The organism is Micromonospora sp. NPDC049374, assembly GCF_040677165.1.
Classification (GTDB): domain Bacteria; phylum Actinomycetota; class Actinomycetes; order Mycobacteriales; family Micromonosporaceae; genus Micromonospora.
On record NZ_JBFAQH010000025.1, the window covers coordinates 1 to 17,820 of the forward strand.

Consider the following 17,820-nt stretch of genomic DNA (forward strand, 5'->3'; position numbering starts at 1 on the left):
TCATCTACTGGGCCGCGATCCTCCAGATGACCCGCCGCCACGCTCGTACCCGTACCACGAGCCCAGCCACATAGATCAGAAACAGGCTCTATAGCCGCAACCGGCGTGCCCTTGCTGCTCCTTCGTGCCGTGGTTCGAGCTGAGCCTCCGCGACCACTGGTGAAGATCAGCGTAGGATCTCTGTGTGCTGGGAGTGCTCTTCGCGATCACGCCGGGGCAGGAGCGGTCGTTGCTCGCGGCCGGCGATGGCGGCGCCAGCGACGCGGTTGACGGACTCATCGAGGAGATCGAGGAGTCGTGGGCCGAGGACGGCCTGACCGTCGACACCGACAAGGCATGGGACGCCATCCACCGGTGCCTGACCGACGGCACCCTCGAACCCGACGGTGGCGAGTATCCGTTCAGCCATGCGGTACTCGGCGGACGCCGGCTGCACGAGGAGTACGTTGTGGTCTACCTCACGGTGGACGAGGCCCGGGACGTGGCCGCCGCTCTGCAGTCCGTCGACCGACGCGAGCTGCGCCAGCGGTTCGACGCAATCGACGACCCCGACTATCGCGGCGCCCTCGACGACGCCGACTTCGACTACACCTGGGACAACTTCGTCGAGGTTCGGGCGTTCTACCAGCGGGCTGCAGCCGCGGGGCGTTCCGTGGTCTTCACCGCTATCTGAACTGGGCACTGATCTGCCGCCAAGATGGGCGCCGAGGTGACCGATCCCTTGCGGGAGTCTTCCCGTAGCTGGTCGACGGCAGAGCCGAGTCTCAAGGACCGATCGTGACGATGGCGGTGAGCGACAGTAGGACGTCGATCGTGATCTGTGCGAGCAAGGCACCGAAGAAGAGCTTTGGGCGGTTGACGTACAGGCGAAGCACTCGGGATGGTCCCGGCAGCGTTCTGCCGGCTCGTAGTCGGCGCTTGGCCCACAGCCGCAGGACGACGTTTCCGAGGGCGAACGTCAGGAACAGAACCCCGAGGACCCCGAGCGGAGCCTGCGGTGATGCGTCTGCGGAGTTGCTAAGGCCAATGGGGAGCACAGACCGACGCTCGCATGTCAGCCAGGTCGGTCTTAAGACAATCATGCTGTCGGAAGCGTCAGCGCAACTTTCGTACTGGGTCCTGCCCGCTGCTTGCGGGAGAGGTGTTGCCGTACGCGCGGTCCACACGCTGACGCCCTCCGCGCTATCGGGGGAACCTCACTCCGTGCCCGGAACATGGTCCACGCCGCCTGCCACTCCCGGCCTGGCCACCGCCGCATTGTCGGCGCGGATTCGGGTCAGAGCTGGTCGCGCCTGCCCTGCCCCAGCACGTCGGCAAGTTCGGCCCGGCCGTGAACGCCGAGCTTGGCGAAGATCCGGTTAAGGTGGTTCTCCACCGTGCGTATCGACAGGGCAAGCTGCTCGGCGACCGCCTGGTTCGACAGCTCTCGCGCCACCAGCGCGGCGATCTCCCGCTCCCGTCTGGTCAGGTGCGAACGGTCGCCGACCGAGGCCAGGAGCGGGGTGCGCGCGTTATCGCACCGGCCGGCTGCCACCGCCGCCCGGGCCTTCGCGCGGGCGGCGTCATCCACCTCGCCATGGCGGACGCCGGTGCCCGTCCGGCCGGTCGCCCGGCGGCGAGCCCCCGCCACTGCGGCTGCGGCGGTCGCCTCAGCGGCATAAAGGTGGCATCCCAGCTCGGCCAGCATCGCCGCGACTCGCTCCAGCTCCGCCACGTCGGGCGCGGCCAATGCCCGGACCAGGTCCACCAACGCCACGCCCAGCCCCCAACGCGCCGGTATCGGATCCGCCGGCAGCAGCCGGGCCGCAGTCGTGGGCTCTCCCATCCGGGCCAGATCGCTGGCGAGCAGCACCGCTGGAAGCAGGCCGCCCCGGTGGTCCCAGCGCCGGGCGCTGGCGGCCAGCAGCGCGTGAGCGGCCCCGGGATCGCCCCGCTGCCACCACCGCCAGGCACGCGCCCGGTCCACCTCGAACCGGAACAGCTCGATCTGCGCGAGGGCCGGCCAGATCTCGGCGAGCCGGCCCTCGAACCGGTCGGCCGCCGCCTCATCCCCCTGGTAGGTGGCGGCGAGCAGCCCAGCCGCCAGGCACCGTCCCTCATGGTGGCGTACCCCGAAGTCACGCAGCACCGGAAGCGCCTCGGCCACATAGCGCCGGGCGGTACCGAGCGCGCCGGCAGTGATCTCGGCAAGGGCAAGGCTGGTCAACGCGGAGGCGTGGGCGATCCGGTCGCCCAGGCCGTAGGTGTGGGCCAGCACCTCGTGGCCGGTTTCCCGAGCCTGCGCGATCATCCCGTCGTACGCCCACACGTCGACCGGCAGCGCGCCGGAGGCGTACTCGGCCGGATACATGGCGCACCGGCTCACCGGCGGGGCGACCGCGCCGGCCAGTGCGGTTCGTAGCTGGTCAAGCTGGCCGGAGAGCAGGAGCGCCACCCCTTGGACGGCGGCGACCCGCACCGTCAACTCGGGAGAGTCGGCAACATCCACGTCGGCCACCAGCCTGGCGGCGTGGCGGGGCCGGCCGGCGCAGGCCAACAGGTTGGCCCGATCCACCCGCAGGGTCACCTGTGACACCGGGTCGGTCAGCGCCGCCGCGTCCCGACGCAGGCGCCACATCGCGTCCGCGACCGACCCGTGGCACCAGCCGAGGAACCACGACCGGGCGGTCGCCACGTCCCGGCGGGTGTGGTCGTCACCGGCGTGCGCCGCCAGGTCCTCCAGTACGGTCAGGGCTGCACCGGTGCGCCCCTGCTCGATCAGCACTCGACAGCGCAGCAGTCCGGCGTCGAGGTCGGCGGTCGACTCCCAGGCCGCCTGGGCCAGCCGCTCCCGCAGACGCGGGTCGGCGGGCTGGTCGGCGACCTCCCGGACGGCAGCGGCGATCAGCGCCGGGTCCGCCGGGCCGCCCCCGTCGACCCGCCACACGGCCCACGGCAGCAGGTCGCTCCACCGGCGCACCCCGTACGCTTCGAGGGCGTCGGCGAGTCGGCGGTACCATCGCAAACGGGTGGTGGTGGGGATCCGGCCGCGCAGGACCTCCCCATACAGTGGGTGGGCCAGCTGTGCTTCCCATCGGCGGCCGTCGGCTCGGACGGTGATCAGGCCGCGCTGCTCAAGGGTTTCCACCACGTCACCGCCGAGCACGTCGTGCAGCAGTCGGACGCCGACCGGCTCAGCCAGGGCCAGCACCTCGAGGGCGGTACGCCCGGCGGAGTCGAGCCCAGCCAGCCGGCACCGGACAAGATCGTCGAGTCGACCGGCCGCCGCAGGCAACTCGCGCAACTGCCACAGCTCGTTGTCGCGGGTCAACGCACCGCTGTCGTGGGCGGCCAGCACCAGCTCACGCAGGTAGAGGGGGTTACCGGCGGTGGCCCGCCGCACCTGGTCCAGGGTTCCGCGGGCCACCGGACCGCCTAGCCAGCCGACCAGGACCTGTTCGAGATCCGCCGCGTCCAGCGGGTCGACGTCCATCCGGGCTGCCCGGCCGGAGCGCCACAGGGCACCGATGGTCTCCGGCACCTCGGCCCCGGTGGGCAGCGTGGCCAGCAGCGCCAGCGATCCGGCCCGGACCGCCTGGTGCAGCGCCACCGCCGACACGTTGTCGAGCTGGTGCACGTCGTCGACGAACACGACGGTCCGACCCGACTCGGCGAGCGAGTTCAGCGCGGTGACGACGCCGGCTAGTAGGCCGGCCGGTCCGCCCGAATCCATCGGGGGCAGGGCCGGGACGATGCCGGAGAGGGCGGCCAGCGGGATGTCCCGCCCGGCTGCCACCCCGTACCCGCGCAGGCAACGCCAGCCACGGCCGGCCAACACCCGCAGTGCCTCCTCGGCCAGGCGCGTCTTGCCGACCCCCGGTGGCCCGGTCACGATCGCCGCGCCCGGACGCAAGGTGACCGTGTCGATCAGTCGGGCCAGCTGCGCCTCGCGACCGACGAACGGTGCCACCCTGTCGATCACCGCCGCTGCGTCCGTCACTCACGGTCCCTCCACCGACTCATCCCACAGTGGACTTTACCCACTCGGCTGGTGGTCCTGGGTTGCCGGTACGGCGCGGACATGAGTACCAGGTCCGGCCGAAGTTGAGTGCCCGCTACTCACGAATGTCGACGGTGCGCAGCCGTACGGTGTTGATCACCGACCTGAAGGTCACCGCGGACCTTCATCCATAGCGGCACATTCAAGGAGAGTCGCATGTCACGCACAGCCAGCCAGGGCCCCGTCCGCCGCAGGAGCACCTGGGCAAGCCGGATCGGCGCCGCCGTCGCCTTGGCGCTGGTGGGCGTGGTCGGGGTGGCCACGCCCGCCCAGGCCGCGAGCACCATTCACTACGTCAGCTGGGAGGCCGGCGAGCCGGCGTGGCAGTACCTCAACTGGGGACACTGGGTGGGCCGCACGAACCAGGCATCGGCGGTCCGCAGCGGAAGCTGGGGTGTGCTGATGCAGGAGAGCAGCATGAGCGCCAACTCCCCCGGTGAGGCGCGGCGTACCTTCACGTACAGCACGATGGCGACGACGTGCGCCGCAACGGCCTATGTCCGCAACCTGTCGCCGACCAGCCAGCGGGTGCGGGTCAGGGCCGAACGCGCCAGCAACGGCACCGGCCTCGGCTCGGTGACCCAGACCCTCCCCGCGAACAGCGGATGGACCAAGGTCTCCCTGGCTGCCTTCACCGCGAACACCACCGCAATCGAGATCAGCCTGTACGCCTACCCGTTCACCTCCACCGGGCTCCTCAACAACCCCTACTGGGCCCAGATCGCCTGGGACGACTTCACCATGGGCTGCGTCCGCCTCTGATCCCGCCCGGTACGGTCGCCGATTGAGCGTGATGTCGCAGAGTCATCGGGATGGCTCTGCGACATCACGCACACCACCGGCTACCGTCTCGGTCCAGGTCCAGCGTCGCCTTCGCCCGCTGCGCCAGCAGCGCAGTCCGGGTCCACCCGCTACGACCGACTGAACCCGCGACGATTCCCAGCTCAGGACCGGTACCGCGGCACACGATCCCTGACCAGCTTCCGCGACCTGATCCGCAGCCGACTCCCGGCCACGGCGGGACCGCGTGCTGACGGTCCTGGAGTTAGGAACCCGTGCCCGGTCCCTTCGGATCCACCGGCGGGGACGGGACAGCACTGACCGGGACAGGACTGGGGAGGTCCACCGGCGGGGACGGGACAGGACTGATCGGGACAGGACTGGGGAGGTCCACCGGTGGCCGGTCGGCGGGAGCTGACGGTGGCGGGGCGTCCCGGTTCACCGCCGCCAACGCCAGCGGCGTGCCGACCATGAGGGCGGCGACGACGCCTGCCACCCCGACGGAGACGGTGAGGGTACGACGCTTGCGTGCCCGGTCGATGGCGGAGCCTGCCAGATTCATCGGAACTGCCTCCTCGGCAAGATCGGTAAGGGTGGCCCGGATGAGGTCGTCGATCGGGGTGTTCCTCGCTTCAGCTCCAGCACGAGTTCGGCACCGGGCAGCACCTCACGCAGCCGACTGACCGCCCGGTGGGTCCGGCTGCGGACCGTCCCGACCGAGCAGCCGAGGACCTCGGCCACCTGTCGCTCGGGCAGGTCTTCGTAGTACCGCAGGACCAGCACCGCGCGCTGCGCCACGGAAGGGGCAACAGGGCTGCCCGCATGGCCAGCCGCAGGTCGGCATGGACGCTGCCGTCCGGGTGTTCCCGCTCGACCGGCGAGCCGACCAGCGTCTCCCGTAGCCGTCCCCGGCGCCGCCACCAGCTGACCCGCTCGCGGTACATCACCGCACGCACGTACCCCTCGAGGTCCTCGTGCCGGATCGTCGGCCACTTGACGTACGTCTTGGCCAACGCCGACTGCGCCAGATCCTCGGCGGCATGCTGGCCGCCGGTGAGCAGGTAGGCCGCCCTGATCAGGGCGGCGGTCCGGCTCTGCGCGAACTCACCGAACCTGGCTCTCGCCTTGTCGTCCAACCGCTCAGCTCCGTCCGGTACGCCTCATTCACCACCACAGACGCGCGGAACCGCGCTCCACTATCCATCAGATGCTTTTCATCCTGAGCGGCGGTTGGTTTCGACGTGATGCAGGACGAGGATCACCGTGACCGGACAGTCCGTCTGGGCAATTCGACGGATTGCGGCAAGGATGGGTGCGGTGACCGTCGTCCGTGGCCTTACCTGCGATACGTCCCGAGTCCTCGGGGCCATCGCAGCGCTCCTGACCGGACCGATACCGTCCGCAGGCAGCCCCGCCTTGCTCGAATCCGACCCGCACACCGGCGAATGGCTGGCCACCCGTGCAGCCGGTTTCGTCCTCGTTCCGCTGTGGGAAGGACCGGACCTAATACTCCAGCCCACCTGGTGGAGTTGGAATCTTCGCTGGTAGTGGTCTGTTCTGGCGCGCCCACACCGAATCCTTAGAGACACCCTTCGGAGGTCCGGATGGCGACCTTGCTGGGCAGCATCGACGCCACGCCCACCCCCGACCACTGCATGATCACCATCATCGGCGGCGACTTCGACTCGTTCGGCCACCCCGACACCAACGCCGCGGTGCTCTGCTGGGCCGGCACCGAACAGATCCAGCTGTTCAGCGAAATCAGCGACGGCCACCGCCCACACGTCACCGTCGAGGCGTGGGACGGTCCCGCACCGACGGACACCGGCGAATGGGAAGCCCACGGACACGCTGAATTGCACTCGACCAGCGGCACGCTGGGTATCAGCATCTTCGACGAGAAGATGCTGACCCCGTTCATGCCCATCGGAGCGCCGGGAACCTACAACGTCGACGTGCATGCCACCGGCCGGCGTCGGCTACGCGCCCTGTGCGGACAGGACGCCTGGTACGCCGACGAGCTACCCACCAGCGTCGAACGGTTCCGGGTCCGTGTCTGGCCCCAGGCCTAGCCGCCGCGCGCGGGCCGTGTGACCGGTGCGACCACGTCCCGTCGCAGGGCTCGCATCACCGCCGCATGCTGGACGGTGCCCGCCGGTGGCATGAGCCGCCGGGAGTGCAGGACGATCAACCCCACCCACAGGACGACCACCCCCGTGAACACCGTCGCGAACGTCATCACGAACGGGACGTACACAAGCGGCGGCTTCAGCGACCAGACGGCTGTCACGCCGATGGCCACCACCACCATGACCGGCCCCACGAGCAGGCAGCGGTACCCGACGACCAGCAACCGGTAGGCCCTCATCGCCCGGATTCGCTGCACCACCTGATCGACCTCAGCCACGTCGGCGACCTCCCCGGAACCGACCGTGACTGTACCGACGAGCCAACCTCCAACGATGCCGGCAGGACCAGGGCGCCGCTGCTCACCCACCGGGGGTGCGGTGAGCTGGCAGAAGGCGGCTCGTACGTGCCTTGTAGTGAAGGTGTCTGGGGCCGTGATCAAGGTCGTGGCAGATGACTTAGGGCGGAGGGTCCCCATCCGGTCGGGTCCTTGTCGGGTGGCACCATCGTGAGGGCCTGCCAGAGCAGCAGGATGTCCAACCATCCTGCCTCGGCCGGTGTCAGTGGTCGCACGGCCTGGTAGCCGGCGAGGAACTGGGTGCGGACCTCAGCCGGTACCGGCCCCCAGTTGTGGTAGCGGGTGCCGAGCAAAACCGTCGCGCGGGCCAGTTCGACGAGCCGGTGGTCGTGTCGAGCCTCTTCGAAGTCGAGGACTGCGGTGATTTCGCCGTGGGCGTACAGGATGTTGGCGGAGCGGAAGTCGAAGTGGACGAGTTGTCGCGGCAGCCGGTCGGGTGGCGCGCTGGCGATCTGTCTGCGTAGCGTGTCGCGCGCGGCCGCGGGTAGGTGTTCGGCGTGAGTGTCGAGCCAGTCGGTGACGCGCTGGGTCAAGGGTTGCGATGCGGCGGTGGGCTCGTGGATTCGTTCGGCGCGCGGGTATGCCGCGAGCGCATCCTGCAAGCGGGCCAGGACCGCTCCGGCTGCCCGCACCTGAGCGGGGTCGGCGGTGTCGAGAAGATCGCCTTCGATCACCTGTTGCAGGCTCATCGAGACGCCGTCGACCTCCATCTGAAGGCGGCCGTCGCGCGCGGGAATCGGCGCCGAAACCGGCATGTCCCTGCCGTCCAGCCATCTCGTGAGTCGTGCCATCTCCGCCAGGTGCGAGAAACGCTCGGGCAGCACTGACCACTTCGCGAGCAGCCGACCGGACGGCGTGCCGATCCACGCCAGCGCGTTGCCGGCGCTCATCACGATCCGCTCGCAGGATTTGACGCGTACGCCCCAATACTCGTCCAGCACATCAGCAACCCAGTGACCGGCCGCCCGCGCATCGCTGAAGCCGAACCTCGCCTTCAGCGTGTGGTGCGGATCGTGCGCCTCCCACAGCATCTCCAACACCGGCACCCTCGAGTCGACCATGGGGCGCATCCCATCACAGGACCAGCCGGCCGCGCTCAGCGGGCCTGGTCCGGATCGAGGTCCGGCATGGTGTGGTCAGGCTGCCGCGGGTAACTGACGGTCGGAGCTTGCGTCTTGTCGCGCACGCCGAGGACCTCGTTGACGAAGTCGTCCTTGTTTCGCGCGTAGGCCATGAGGTCGCCGCCGTGAGCTTCCGCGAGGTCGCGCTTGAGTTGCTCGTACCGGGACCGGTAGTCCGCCCGGCATCGGAGCGCATCGCGGAAGGCGACTCGTCGCCGCCAGAGCAGGGAGGCCGGCTCGGTGAGATGAAGCTGGTGGGTACGTTCCCACCAGTTGTCCGTCTCCGGCTTGAAGAAGTAGTGCGCTTCCTCGGGACGGTGCACGCCGTTGCGGTAGCCAAGAGCGGTCACGACCTCGATGGCGGCTGCCGCCGCTGACAGACTGCGCACTGGTGCCATCATGTCGATGATCGGCTTCGCTGCCAGGCCGGGAACCGATGTGGAGCCGATGTGCTCGACCGGCCCGACCAGCCACTGTCCCAGAGCGATTTCGAGGCTGACCCGCTCCTGCTCGAACAGCGCAGCCCACTGCGGGTCGTACGGGCTGAGGGTAACCGGTGCGTGCTTCACGACAACTGCCTCTCGGTGCGAGTACGGACCGTGCGGTGCCTCTCATCGTCGACGCGCTGAACCACCTGGTGTGAACCTGGCCGTCCTTCCTCGGCAGGAGCCCGCCCGGCGAGTACCGTCCGGACTCACCCGTCCGTTGGCGAGGGCTGGACGGGATCGAGCGGTTCCGGGTGCACCTCTGGCCCGAATGACGGCGGCGAGGCGAGACCGGATTCTCGTGATGAAGGCGGGCCGTATCCGGGCTCTCCCAGAACTTCGGCGTCATGCTGATGGTTTCCCCTCGCGACCGTCCAGGAAGCGAATCCCCTGGTAGGCGGGTTGTCGCACGTCAGCGCGGGGAGGGCGGGTCAATGGGTGTCTGCCGTCGCGGGCGGCGCTTTCTCGGCCAACTGAGCGTGGCAGACGGACAGCAGTTGCCGCAGTCGGGTCAGCCGTGTGATGTGCTCGTCGATGACCTCCAACCGGCGGCGGAACATGTCACTCGCCTGTGGCAGCCGGATGCGGTCGGGCACGGTGTGTTCGGGCAGAGTGTCGCCGTCGAGCAGATGAAGGTGGGCGCTGAGCGTGGCGATGTCGTCAACGGTCAGGCCGAGCGACAGCAACTCACGGATGATCTTCACTCGGGCCACGTCGGCGTCGCGGTAGGTCCGTTGCCCGGTGCGGGTGCGTACCGGTGGCGGCAGCAGTCCTCGCTGTTCGTAGAAGCGTAGCGCCCGCGGTGTGGTTCCCGCTGCCGCCGCCGCGTCACCGATACGCATCGTGCCTCCCGACTGTCAGAGCTCTACGAGGACGGCGCCGACATGCCGTCCCTCGACGACATCCTGGAACGCTTGGGCGGCCCGGTCGATTCCATGGATGCGGGTATGCGGAAATCGGATGCCGCCGGTGTGTAGCCAGGCGCCGAACCGCTGCGTCCATTCGGCGAGCGCGTCGGGGTGGTCGGCGGCGTTGAACCCGCGCATGCTGATTCGCTTGAGCACGATGGGCACGAGGTCCAGTTCCAGCGTCGCGGTCGTGCCGGCGCCCTCGGCGGCGAGTTGCGCCGACAGCGCGCCGATCAGCACGATGCGGGCGTGGGGCCGGGCGGCGTGCACCGCCGCCTGAAGTTGTTCGCCGCCGACGGTGTCGAGCGCCACGTCGATGCCGTCCGGAGCGGCGTTGGCGAGCTGCGTGGCGATCGGTTCCGCTCCGCGTACGACGACCGCGTCGTAGCCGAGTTCGGTGGTCAGGACGCGGGCCTTCGCCGGTGAGCCGGTGGTACCGATGACTCTGGCTGCGCCGAGACGACGGGCGATCTGGCCGGCGAGGGAACCGACGGCGCCGGCGGCGCCGGTGATGAGCACCGTGTCGCCGGTACGAACGGCGGCGGTGCGGGTCAGCGCCGCGTACGCGGTCCAGCCCTGCGACAGGTGAGCCAGCGGATCCGGTAGCGAGTCTCCGAGCCGACGGCACCGGTCGACCGGGACGACCGCGTACTCGCGCCAGCCGAGGTCGTGCCCGACCAACTCGCCCGGACGCAGGCCGCTGGAGTCGGGGGCGGCGACGACCTCGCCGATGGCGGCGCCGGGCAGCGGATCGCCGGGTCGCGGACCGGGCAGTCCCGCCGCGGCCGCGCCGATGAGGGTCCGGAGCAGGGCCGCGGAGACCAGGAAGGCACGGTTGCGGACCAGGACCTCGTCGGACGCGCGGGGTGGCACCGGGACCTCAACGATGGTGAAGTCTTCCGGGCGCGGCAGGCCGTCCGGAGTCGTGAGCAACTGAACCTGACGATGGACGGAAGGAAGTGCAAGCACGTAACGCTCCTTGCTCGGTCGGTGGAGCGCGACCGTAAACCCTGACCCATGCGTCAACTGCAAGACTCAACGTCACGCGAATTCCGGCACCACCGGACTGGTACAGCAGGCTGTACTTTCCGGGCCGCGGCACGTCGGAGCCGACCTTGCGTCGCTATCGTCTCTGCCGGGAGGTACGGGATGCCGCGCAGGGACGCCGCTGGCGCTTCGGCCGCTGCGGGACAACTGGGCCCGCAGCTTTGGCGGGTGGCGCGGCGATACCTGCGTCGCCGCCTACGAATGTCTGTCGATGCCATCGAACACCTTCTCGGCGGCCTCGGCACGTCGATCCTGGCGCTGGCGGCCGTACTGCTCCTGGTCCTGGTGGCGCTCGCCAGCGTGGTCGGCATCGGCCTGGCGATGGTCCCGTCGGCGGCGAAGGCGGTCCGGCTCGCCGCCAACCGGGAGCGGGCCCGACTGTCGCGCTGGGACCGCGACCTGCCCCTGCCGCCGGCGGTCCCCACCAGCCTGCGCGACGTCCTGCGCGACCCTTGGGCTCGGCGCGAGTGCGCGTTCGTGGGCATCCACGGCACCGTCGGGTTCGGCCTGGGTGTGCTCGGGCTGTCGCTGCCGATCTCCGCCGTGCAGAACCTGCTGTTCCCGCTCTACTACTGGGTGCTGCCGCCGGAGGCGGGCGGCCCGGGGTTCATCGACTGGCGGATCGACGGGCTCCCCGACGCGCTGCTGGTGGGGCTGATCGGGGTCGGCTGGCTCGCCGCGACCGTGGCGCTCAACCCGCCGTTGGCCGGGCTGCAGGCGCTGCCGGGGCGACGGTTGCTGGCGCCCCCGCGCGACGTCGACATGTCGCTGCGGATCGCCGAGCTGACCGCCACCCGGGCGGCCGCGCTGGACGCGCACGCCGTCGAGCTGCGGCGCATCGAGCGGTCCCTGCACGACGGGGCGCAGAACCGGCTGGTCGCGGTCACCGTGCTGCTGGGTGCCGCGCGGCGGGCGATGCTCCGGGACCCGGCGCGGGCGGTGGAGATCCTGGACCGCGCGCACGACTCGGCCGAACTGGCCCTCGCGGAGCTGCGCAGCGTCGTACGCGGGATTCTGCCGCCGGTGCTCGACGACCGTGGGCTCGCCGCCGCGCTCGACGGTCTGGCCGCCGGCTGCGGGGTACCGTGCACGGTGGAGGTCGACGTTCCGGGCCGATGCGCCGCGTCGGTCGAGGCGACGGCGTATTTCGTGGTCGCGGAGGCGCTGACCAACGTCGCCCGGCACAGTGGTGCCGCCTCGGCGGCAGTCACCGTGCGGCGCAGTGTCGACCGGCTGTACGTGTCGATCGTCGACGACGGCTGGGGCGGTGCCGACGAGGGCCAGGGCTCGGGCATCGGCGGCATCCGGCGGCGGGTGCAGGGCCACGACGGCCGGTTCACTCTGACCAGCCCACCAGGTGGGCCGACGACCCTACTCGTGGAGCTGCCGTGCGGATCGTGATCGCCGAGGACGACGCCCTGCTGCGGGAAGGTCTGTCGCTGCTGCTGCGGGCCGAGGGGCTCGACGTGGTCGCCACCACCGACTCACCGACGACCTTCCTGGCCGCCGTGGACGAGTTCCGGCCGGACGTCGCGATCGTCGACGTCCGGATGCCGCCCACCCACACCGACGAGGGCATCGTGGCCGCCGTCGAGGCGCGGCGTCGTAGACCCGACCTCGCGGTGCTGGTCCTGTCGGCGTACGTCGAGCAGGCGTTCGCCACCGACCTGCTGGCTGGCGGCGCGGGCCGGCTCGGCTACCTGCTGAAGGAGCGGGTCGGCCGGGTCGAGGAGTTCCTCACCGCGCTGCACCGGGTCGCCGACGGCGGTACGGCGATCGACCCCGAGGTGGTCGGCCAGTTGTTCGCCCGCAGCCGTCCCGACAGCACTCTGGGCCGGCTCAGCGCCCGGGAACGTGACGTGCTCGCCCTGATGGCTGAAGGGCTTGGCAACGGGGCGATCGCGCAGCGGCTGTTCGTCACCGACGGGGCCGTGCACAAGCACATCCGCAGCATCTTCGCCAAGCTCGGCCTCGCCCCGGACGACCGCGCCGACCGGCGGGTGACCGCGGTGCTGCGCTACCTCGAGGACGCCCAGCGTCGCAGTCGGTGATGCCAGCGCCGCGCGATCGGTACAGCCTGCTGTACCCCGGTTGGCCAGTACGCTGGATCGTCCGGCAACCCGTCTGACCATAGCGTTCTCCATGTCATCGTCCTCTGACGACATGGAGAGGTTGGTCCAGATGTCCGTCCGCGTTGGACACACCGCCGACCCGGCGGTCCGCGTGATACAGCTCGCCCGTACGTATGGTTCCGGACCGCAGGCCGTCACCGCGCTCGCCGGCGTCGACGCGGAGTTCCACCGCGGCACGTTCACGGCGGTGATGGGGCCGTCCGGTTCCGGCAAGAGCACCCTGCTGCAGACCGCGGCTGGTCTGGACCGGCCCTCCTCCGGGCAGGTGTGGATCGGCGGCCAGGATCTGTCGCGACTGTCGGAGACGAAGCTGACCAAGCTCCGGCGCAGCCGGATCGGCTTCGTCTTCCAGGCCTTCAATCTGATCGGCGCGCTTACCGTCGAGGAGAACATCCACCTGCCGCTGCGGCTGTCCGGGGTACGCCCCGACGCCCACTGGCTGCGTCAGGTGGTCGAGCGGGTCGGGCTCGGCGACCGGTTGCACCACCGCCCGGCCGAGTTGTCCGGCGGGCAGCAGCAGCGGGTGGCGATCGCCCGGGCGCTGGCGATGCGTCCCGAGGTGATCTTCTGTGACGAGCCGACCGGCGCGCTTGACACCCAGACCGCCGCCGACGTGCTGGCCCTGCTGCGGTCGGTGGTCGACGACGCGCAGCAGACGGTGATCATGGTGACCCACGATCCGGTGGCGGCCTCGTACGCCGACCGGGTGATGGTCCTGGCCGACGGTCGGATCGTGCGGGACATGCCCCAGCCGGGCGCGGAGCAGATCGCCGAGCAGTTGGCGTGGCTCGGCCGCCGTCAGCTCGCCACCCAGGAGAGCTGAGCCATGCTGATGCTCGCCCTCCGGATGCTGCGCCACCGCATCGGCAGCGCGGTCGCCACCCTCGTCGCGCTCACCTGCGGCGTCATGATCCTCATGGCGATGGGCGTGATGGTCGAGTCCGGGATGCGGTTCACCCCCGCACCGCAGCGGTACGGCGCCGCCGACATCCTGGTCGCGGATCGCGACATGGCCATCGAGACCACCGAGTTCGGTGAGACGTCCACGGTCACCGTGGACCTGCCCACCGGCGGAAGCCTGCCGGTCACCCTGGCCGAACGCATCGGGCAGCTGCCCGGCGTGGCGGTCGCCGCCGCCGACCGCTCGATCCAGGCGGTCGTGCCGATCCAGGACGCCGCGCGAGGGGCGGTCGCGCACGGCTGGAGCAGCGCCGCGCTCACCCCGTACCGGATCGTCGACGGCAACCAGCCGGTCACCACCGACGAGGTCGCCATCGACGGCCGACTCGCCTCGGCGGCCGGCACCCAACTGCGGCCCGGCGACCAGATTCCGGTCCTCGCCGCCGGCTCGGTGCAGCAGTACCGGATCAGCGGCATCGTGGACCGTACCGCCGCCGGTGATCAGCCGCCCGCGCTCTTCTTCACCGACGACCACGCCGCGGCGCTCAGTGGCAGCCCGGACCGGGCCAGACTGATCGGGATCGTCCTGGCCCAAGGTGCGGACTCGGCGGCGGTGAGGGCAGAGGTCGGCCGGCTGGCCGCCGAATCCGGCGCGACGGTCCACACCGGCACCGAACGGGCAGGAGTCGAACAGTCCGAGGCGCTCGCGGCGGCCGACATGCTGATCCAACTCGGTTCCGTACTCGGTGGCTACATCGCCGGGCTCGTCATGTTCGTCGTCGCCGGAACGATCGGCCTGGCGGTCCGCCACCGCCGCCGCGACCTGGCCCTGTTGCGCGCCGTCGCGGCGACCCCGGGACAGGTACGGCTGCTGGTCGTCGCCGAGGTCGCGCAGCTGGCCATCGTCGCGGTGCTGCTCGGCATCCCGGCCGGGCTGTGGGCGACCGACTGGGTGCACCGGCAGCTCATGGACCGAGGCTTCATCCCGCACGGCTTCCCGTTCGACGGCGGGGTGCTCACCGCCGTGGCGGTAAGCGTGGCGACCGTGCTGGTGGCGGTGTCGGCGGCGCTGATCGCGGCCCGTCGTACGGTGCGGATCCGGCCGACCGAGGCGCTCGGTGAGATCGCCGTGGAGCCGGCCCGCAGCAGCCTCGTTCGGCTCGTCGCCGGTCTGATCGCGCTCGGCGGCGGGGTCACGTTGACCATGTTCACCACCGCCCTGCGTGGCCAGGCCGGACTCGGCGCGGCGCTGGGCATGCTGTTCGTCTTCGTGCTCGCCGCCGCACTGCTCGCGCCGTGGATCAACAGGTACGCCGCACAGGCACTCGGCCCGGTGCTGCGCGCCGTGTGGGGCGACAGTGGATACCTGGCGGCGGCCAACCTGCGGGCGAACGCGCGGGGTATGGCGACCGTGCTTACCGCGTTGGTGCTGTCGGTAGGCTTCGGCGGCTCGATCTGGTTCCTGCAGGACAACCTGCATCGGGAGACGCTCGCCCAGACCCGCAACGGCACGCTGGCCCAGCACTCGCTGGTGTCGGCGGTCGGGTTGCCGGCGGGTGCCGCAGCGGATGCCCGCGAGGTGCCCGGCGTCGTCGCCGCCACACCGATCCGGCGTACCTCGGTGATCGTGCCGGTGCTGGGGGGTGCCGAACCCGTCGGCGCCCAGGCGATCGACCCCGACGGGGCCGACCGAACGATGGACCTGTCGGTCACCGAGGGCAGCCTCGCCGATCTGCGTGGCGGCACCGTGGCGCTGTCCAACCTGCAGGCCTCCACCCAGAGGGCGGATCTCGGCGACCAGGTCGAGATCTGGCTCGGCGACGGCACCCCGGTGACGTTGCGGCTGGTCGCCATCTACGAACGCGGGCTGGCCTTCGGGGATGTGACCCTCAACCGGGAGACGGTCGACGGCCACACCCCGACCAACCTCGACGACGAGGTCCTGATCCGCACCGAACCGGGCAACGTCGAGGCCGTCGCCGGGCTCGCCGGCCTGGTCGAGCGGTACCCGGGCAGCGGCCTGATCGACACTGGGGCCGTGGGCGCCCAGCTCGCCACCGACCTGGCCCTCAGCGCCTGGATGAACAAGCTGGTCATCGGCGTCATGGTCGGCTACGCCGCCCTCGCTGCCGCCAACACCATGATCATGGCGGCGCTGACCCGGGGTCGTGAACTGGCCCTGCTGCGCCTGGTCGGTGTCACGGCCCGTCAGGTCAAGCGGATGGTGCACGCGGAACAGGTCGGCCTGCTCGGCACGTCGCTGCTCATCGGTGGTGCCATCGCCGCCGTCACGTTGGTCTCGGTGGTCCGGATGATGACCGGACAGCTGATCCCGTACGTCCCGCCGCTCGGCTGGGTTTCGATCATCGGCGGTACCACGCTGCTCGCGCTGGTCACCACCATCGCTCCCATCAGTGCACTCCTGCGGACGCCACCGGTCAACAGCATCGGCGTCAAGGAGTGACCGTCAGCCAGTCCACCGCAGGCGCCGACGAATCGTCGTCGGCTCCGTGGATCGGCGCACAGGGCGCCCGATCCGGACACTCACCAGGAGATTCCATGTCACCGCAACGCACCGACGGGTCCGGTTCCGACAAGGGCACCGACACCGCCACCGCCCCGAGCAGCGGCACCGCGACGCCGCGCAAGCGGTTCGGTTTCGGCCGCCGCACCGCCGCCGCACTGGCGCTTGTCGCACTTGTCGGGTTCGCCGGCATCGGCATCCAGTACGCCGACGCCGCGCAGGCGCACCGCCCGAAGAAGGACTCCATCCAGAGCAGCCTGGACGCGCTGGTCAAGGCCGGCGTCGCGCCCGGGGCGCTGGTCTCGGTAAGGGACAGCAGGGGACGCGTCACCAACTACACCGCCGGTGTCAACGACCCGCGTACCCGGGTGAAGGTGCCCACCGACGGGTACGTGCGGATGGCGAGCAGCACGAAGATGTTCACCGCGGTCGCCGTCCTGCAGCTCGTCGACGAGGGCAAGGTGCAGCTGGACGAGCCGATCGAGACGTACCTGCCGGGGCTGGTCCGGGGCAAGGGCTTCGACGGACACACCATCACGGTCCGCCACCTGCTGAGCATGACCAGCGGCCTGCCCGAGTACGACCTGCCGGACGTGTCCGTGTGGAGCAATAGGTACTACGAGCCGCATGACATGCTCGACTCGGCGTTCTCCCAGGAGGCGCACGCCCCGGCCCCCGGCGGGCAGGTGCAGTACCGCAACGCCAACTACATCGTTGCCGGCCTGCTGGTGCAGAAGGTCACCGGTCGCCCGATCAGCGAAGTGATCACCAACAAGATCGTGAAGCCGGCCAAGCTGCACGAGACGTATTGGCCGAGTGTCGGTGACAAGACCATCCGCCAGCCGCACGCGAAGGGCTACCTGCCGGACCCGGAGACGATGAAGTGGGTCGACACCACCCAGGTGGACCCCTCCATCGCCTGGGCGGCCGGCCAGATGATCTCCACGCCGAGTGACCTCAACAAGTTCCTGGTGGCGCTGCAGAACGGGAAGCTGATCTCGCCGGAGCGCCTGGCCGAGATGCGCGACAGCAAGGTCTGGCTCCCCGGCGGCGAGGCCTTCCCGGACCTGGTGTGGAACTACGGTCTCGGCACCACCGGGTATGACCTCTCCTGTGGCGGTCGCGCCTGGGGGCACGGCGGCGACATCGACGGATACTCCAGCCGTACTGCCATCACCGCCGACGGACGTGCCGTGACCATCGTGGTCACCGCCGAATCGAGCCCGGTCCCCGACGGCATCTTCCAGGTCCTGGACGCCTTCGACGCCGCTCTGTGCGCCGGCAGGTAGCCGTCGCCGGTCAACTGACCCGATCCCTTCGCCCGAACCGCCACTGACGGGACGACCCGCCGCCCGTGCCGGGTACGCCTGGCGCGGGCGGCGGCCCGGCCGCCATCCGT

14 protein-coding genes and 1 pseudogene are annotated in these 17,820 nt (G+C 70.4%); 8 read left to right on the forward strand and 7 right to left on the reverse strand.

What is annotated here, in order from left to right; translation table 11 throughout:
- Window positions 1–184: 184 nt before the first annotated feature.
- On the forward strand, window positions 185–673 hold the full coding sequence (locus AB0J93_RS28080; RefSeq protein ID WP_363925337.1) for a YfbM family protein: 489 nt from the start codon (window positions 185–187) through the stop codon (window positions 671–673).
- Window positions 674–1,276: 603 nt separating this feature from the next.
- On the opposite strand, the gene AB0J93_RS28085 is transcribed toward AB0J93_RS28080, so the two are convergent.
- The gene (locus tag AB0J93_RS28085; protein ID WP_363925338.1) at window positions 1,277–3,979 is read right to left on the reverse strand and encodes a LuxR C-terminal-related transcriptional regulator; all 2,703 of its coding nucleotides are present in this window, start codon (window positions 3,977–3,979) and stop codon (window positions 1,277–1,279) included.
- A 216-nt stretch (window positions 3,980–4,195) separates the two neighbouring features.
- Here AB0J93_RS28085 and AB0J93_RS28090 point away from each other — a divergent pair, with 216 nt between their 5' ends.
- Window positions 4,196–4,801 (forward strand): hypothetical protein, encoded by a 606-nt coding sequence (locus tag AB0J93_RS28090; protein ID WP_363925339.1) that lies wholly within the window; start codon window positions 4,196–4,198, stop codon window positions 4,799–4,801.
- A 576-nt stretch (window positions 4,802–5,377) separates the two neighbouring features.
- On the opposite strand, the pseudogene AB0J93_RS28095 reads toward AB0J93_RS28090, so the two are convergent.
- Window positions 5,378–5,955: pseudogene (locus tag AB0J93_RS28095) on the reverse strand (SigE family RNA polymerase sigma factor).
- 468 nt (window positions 5,956–6,423) lie between these two features.
- Here AB0J93_RS28095 and AB0J93_RS28100 point away from each other — a divergent pair.
- Window positions 6,424–6,891: a hypothetical protein gene (locus tag AB0J93_RS28100; protein ID WP_363925341.1), complete on the forward strand. Its 468-nt coding sequence runs from the start codon at window positions 6,424–6,426 to the stop codon at window positions 6,889–6,891.
- On the opposite strand, the gene AB0J93_RS28105 is transcribed toward AB0J93_RS28100, so the two are convergent.
- The 5 genes from AB0J93_RS28105 to AB0J93_RS28125 form a co-directional block, all read right to left on the reverse strand.
- Window positions 6,888–7,226, reverse strand: coding sequence for a hypothetical protein (locus AB0J93_RS28105; protein ID WP_363925342.1), 339 nt, complete (start codon window positions 7,224–7,226; stop codon window positions 6,888–6,890). The two genes, AB0J93_RS28100 and AB0J93_RS28105, sit on opposite strands and share 4 nt — an antisense overlap.
- Before the next feature lie 158 nt (window positions 7,227–7,384).
- On the reverse strand, window positions 7,385–8,365 hold the full coding sequence (locus AB0J93_RS28110) for a phosphotransferase (protein ID WP_363925403.1): 981 nt from the start codon (window positions 8,363–8,365) through the stop codon (window positions 7,385–7,387).
- 35 nt (window positions 8,366–8,400) lie between these two features.
- Window positions 8,401–8,994, reverse strand: a complete 594-nt coding sequence (locus tag AB0J93_RS28115; RefSeq protein WP_363925343.1) for a GrpB family protein — start codon at window positions 8,992–8,994, stop codon at window positions 8,401–8,403.
- A 347-nt stretch (window positions 8,995–9,341) separates the two neighbouring features.
- On the reverse strand, window positions 9,342–9,752 hold the full coding sequence (locus tag AB0J93_RS28120) for a MerR family transcriptional regulator (protein WP_363925344.1): 411 nt from the start codon (window positions 9,750–9,752) through the stop codon (window positions 9,342–9,344).
- Between the two features lie 15 nt (window positions 9,753–9,767).
- Complete coding sequence (locus tag AB0J93_RS28125) at window positions 9,768–10,787, reverse strand: NADP-dependent oxidoreductase (protein ID WP_363925345.1); 1,020 nt, start codon at window positions 10,785–10,787, stop codon at window positions 9,768–9,770.
- A 279-nt stretch (window positions 10,788–11,066) separates the two neighbouring features.
- On the opposite strand from AB0J93_RS28125, the gene AB0J93_RS28130 reads away from it, so the two are divergent.
- The 5 genes from AB0J93_RS28130 (at window position 11,067) to AB0J93_RS28150 (ending at window position 17,710) form a co-directional block, all read left to right on the forward strand.
- On the forward strand, window positions 11,067–12,266 hold the full coding sequence (locus tag AB0J93_RS28130) for a sensor domain-containing protein (protein WP_363925347.1): 1,200 nt from the start codon (window positions 11,067–11,069) through the stop codon (window positions 12,264–12,266).
- A complete protein-coding gene (locus tag AB0J93_RS28135) occupies window positions 12,254–12,916 on the forward strand; it encodes a response regulator transcription factor (protein ID WP_363925348.1) in 663 nt (220 codons plus the stop codon). The genes AB0J93_RS28130 and AB0J93_RS28135 overlap by 13 nt, the downstream gene beginning before the upstream one ends.
- Window positions 12,917–13,046: 130 nt before the next feature.
- A complete protein-coding gene (locus AB0J93_RS28140; protein ID WP_363925349.1) occupies window positions 13,047–13,820 on the forward strand; it encodes an ABC transporter ATP-binding protein in 774 nt (257 codons plus the stop codon).
- A 3-nt stretch (window positions 13,821–13,823) separates the two neighbouring features.
- Entirely contained in the window at window positions 13,824–16,361 is a 2,538-nt protein-coding gene (locus AB0J93_RS28145) for an FtsX-like permease family protein (RefSeq protein WP_363925350.1), read from the forward strand.
- 95 nt (window positions 16,362–16,456) lie between these two features.
- Entirely contained in the window at window positions 16,457–17,710 is a 1,254-nt protein-coding gene (locus tag AB0J93_RS28150) for a serine hydrolase domain-containing protein (protein WP_363925351.1), read from the forward strand.
- Window positions 17,711–17,820 lie beyond the last annotated feature (110 nt).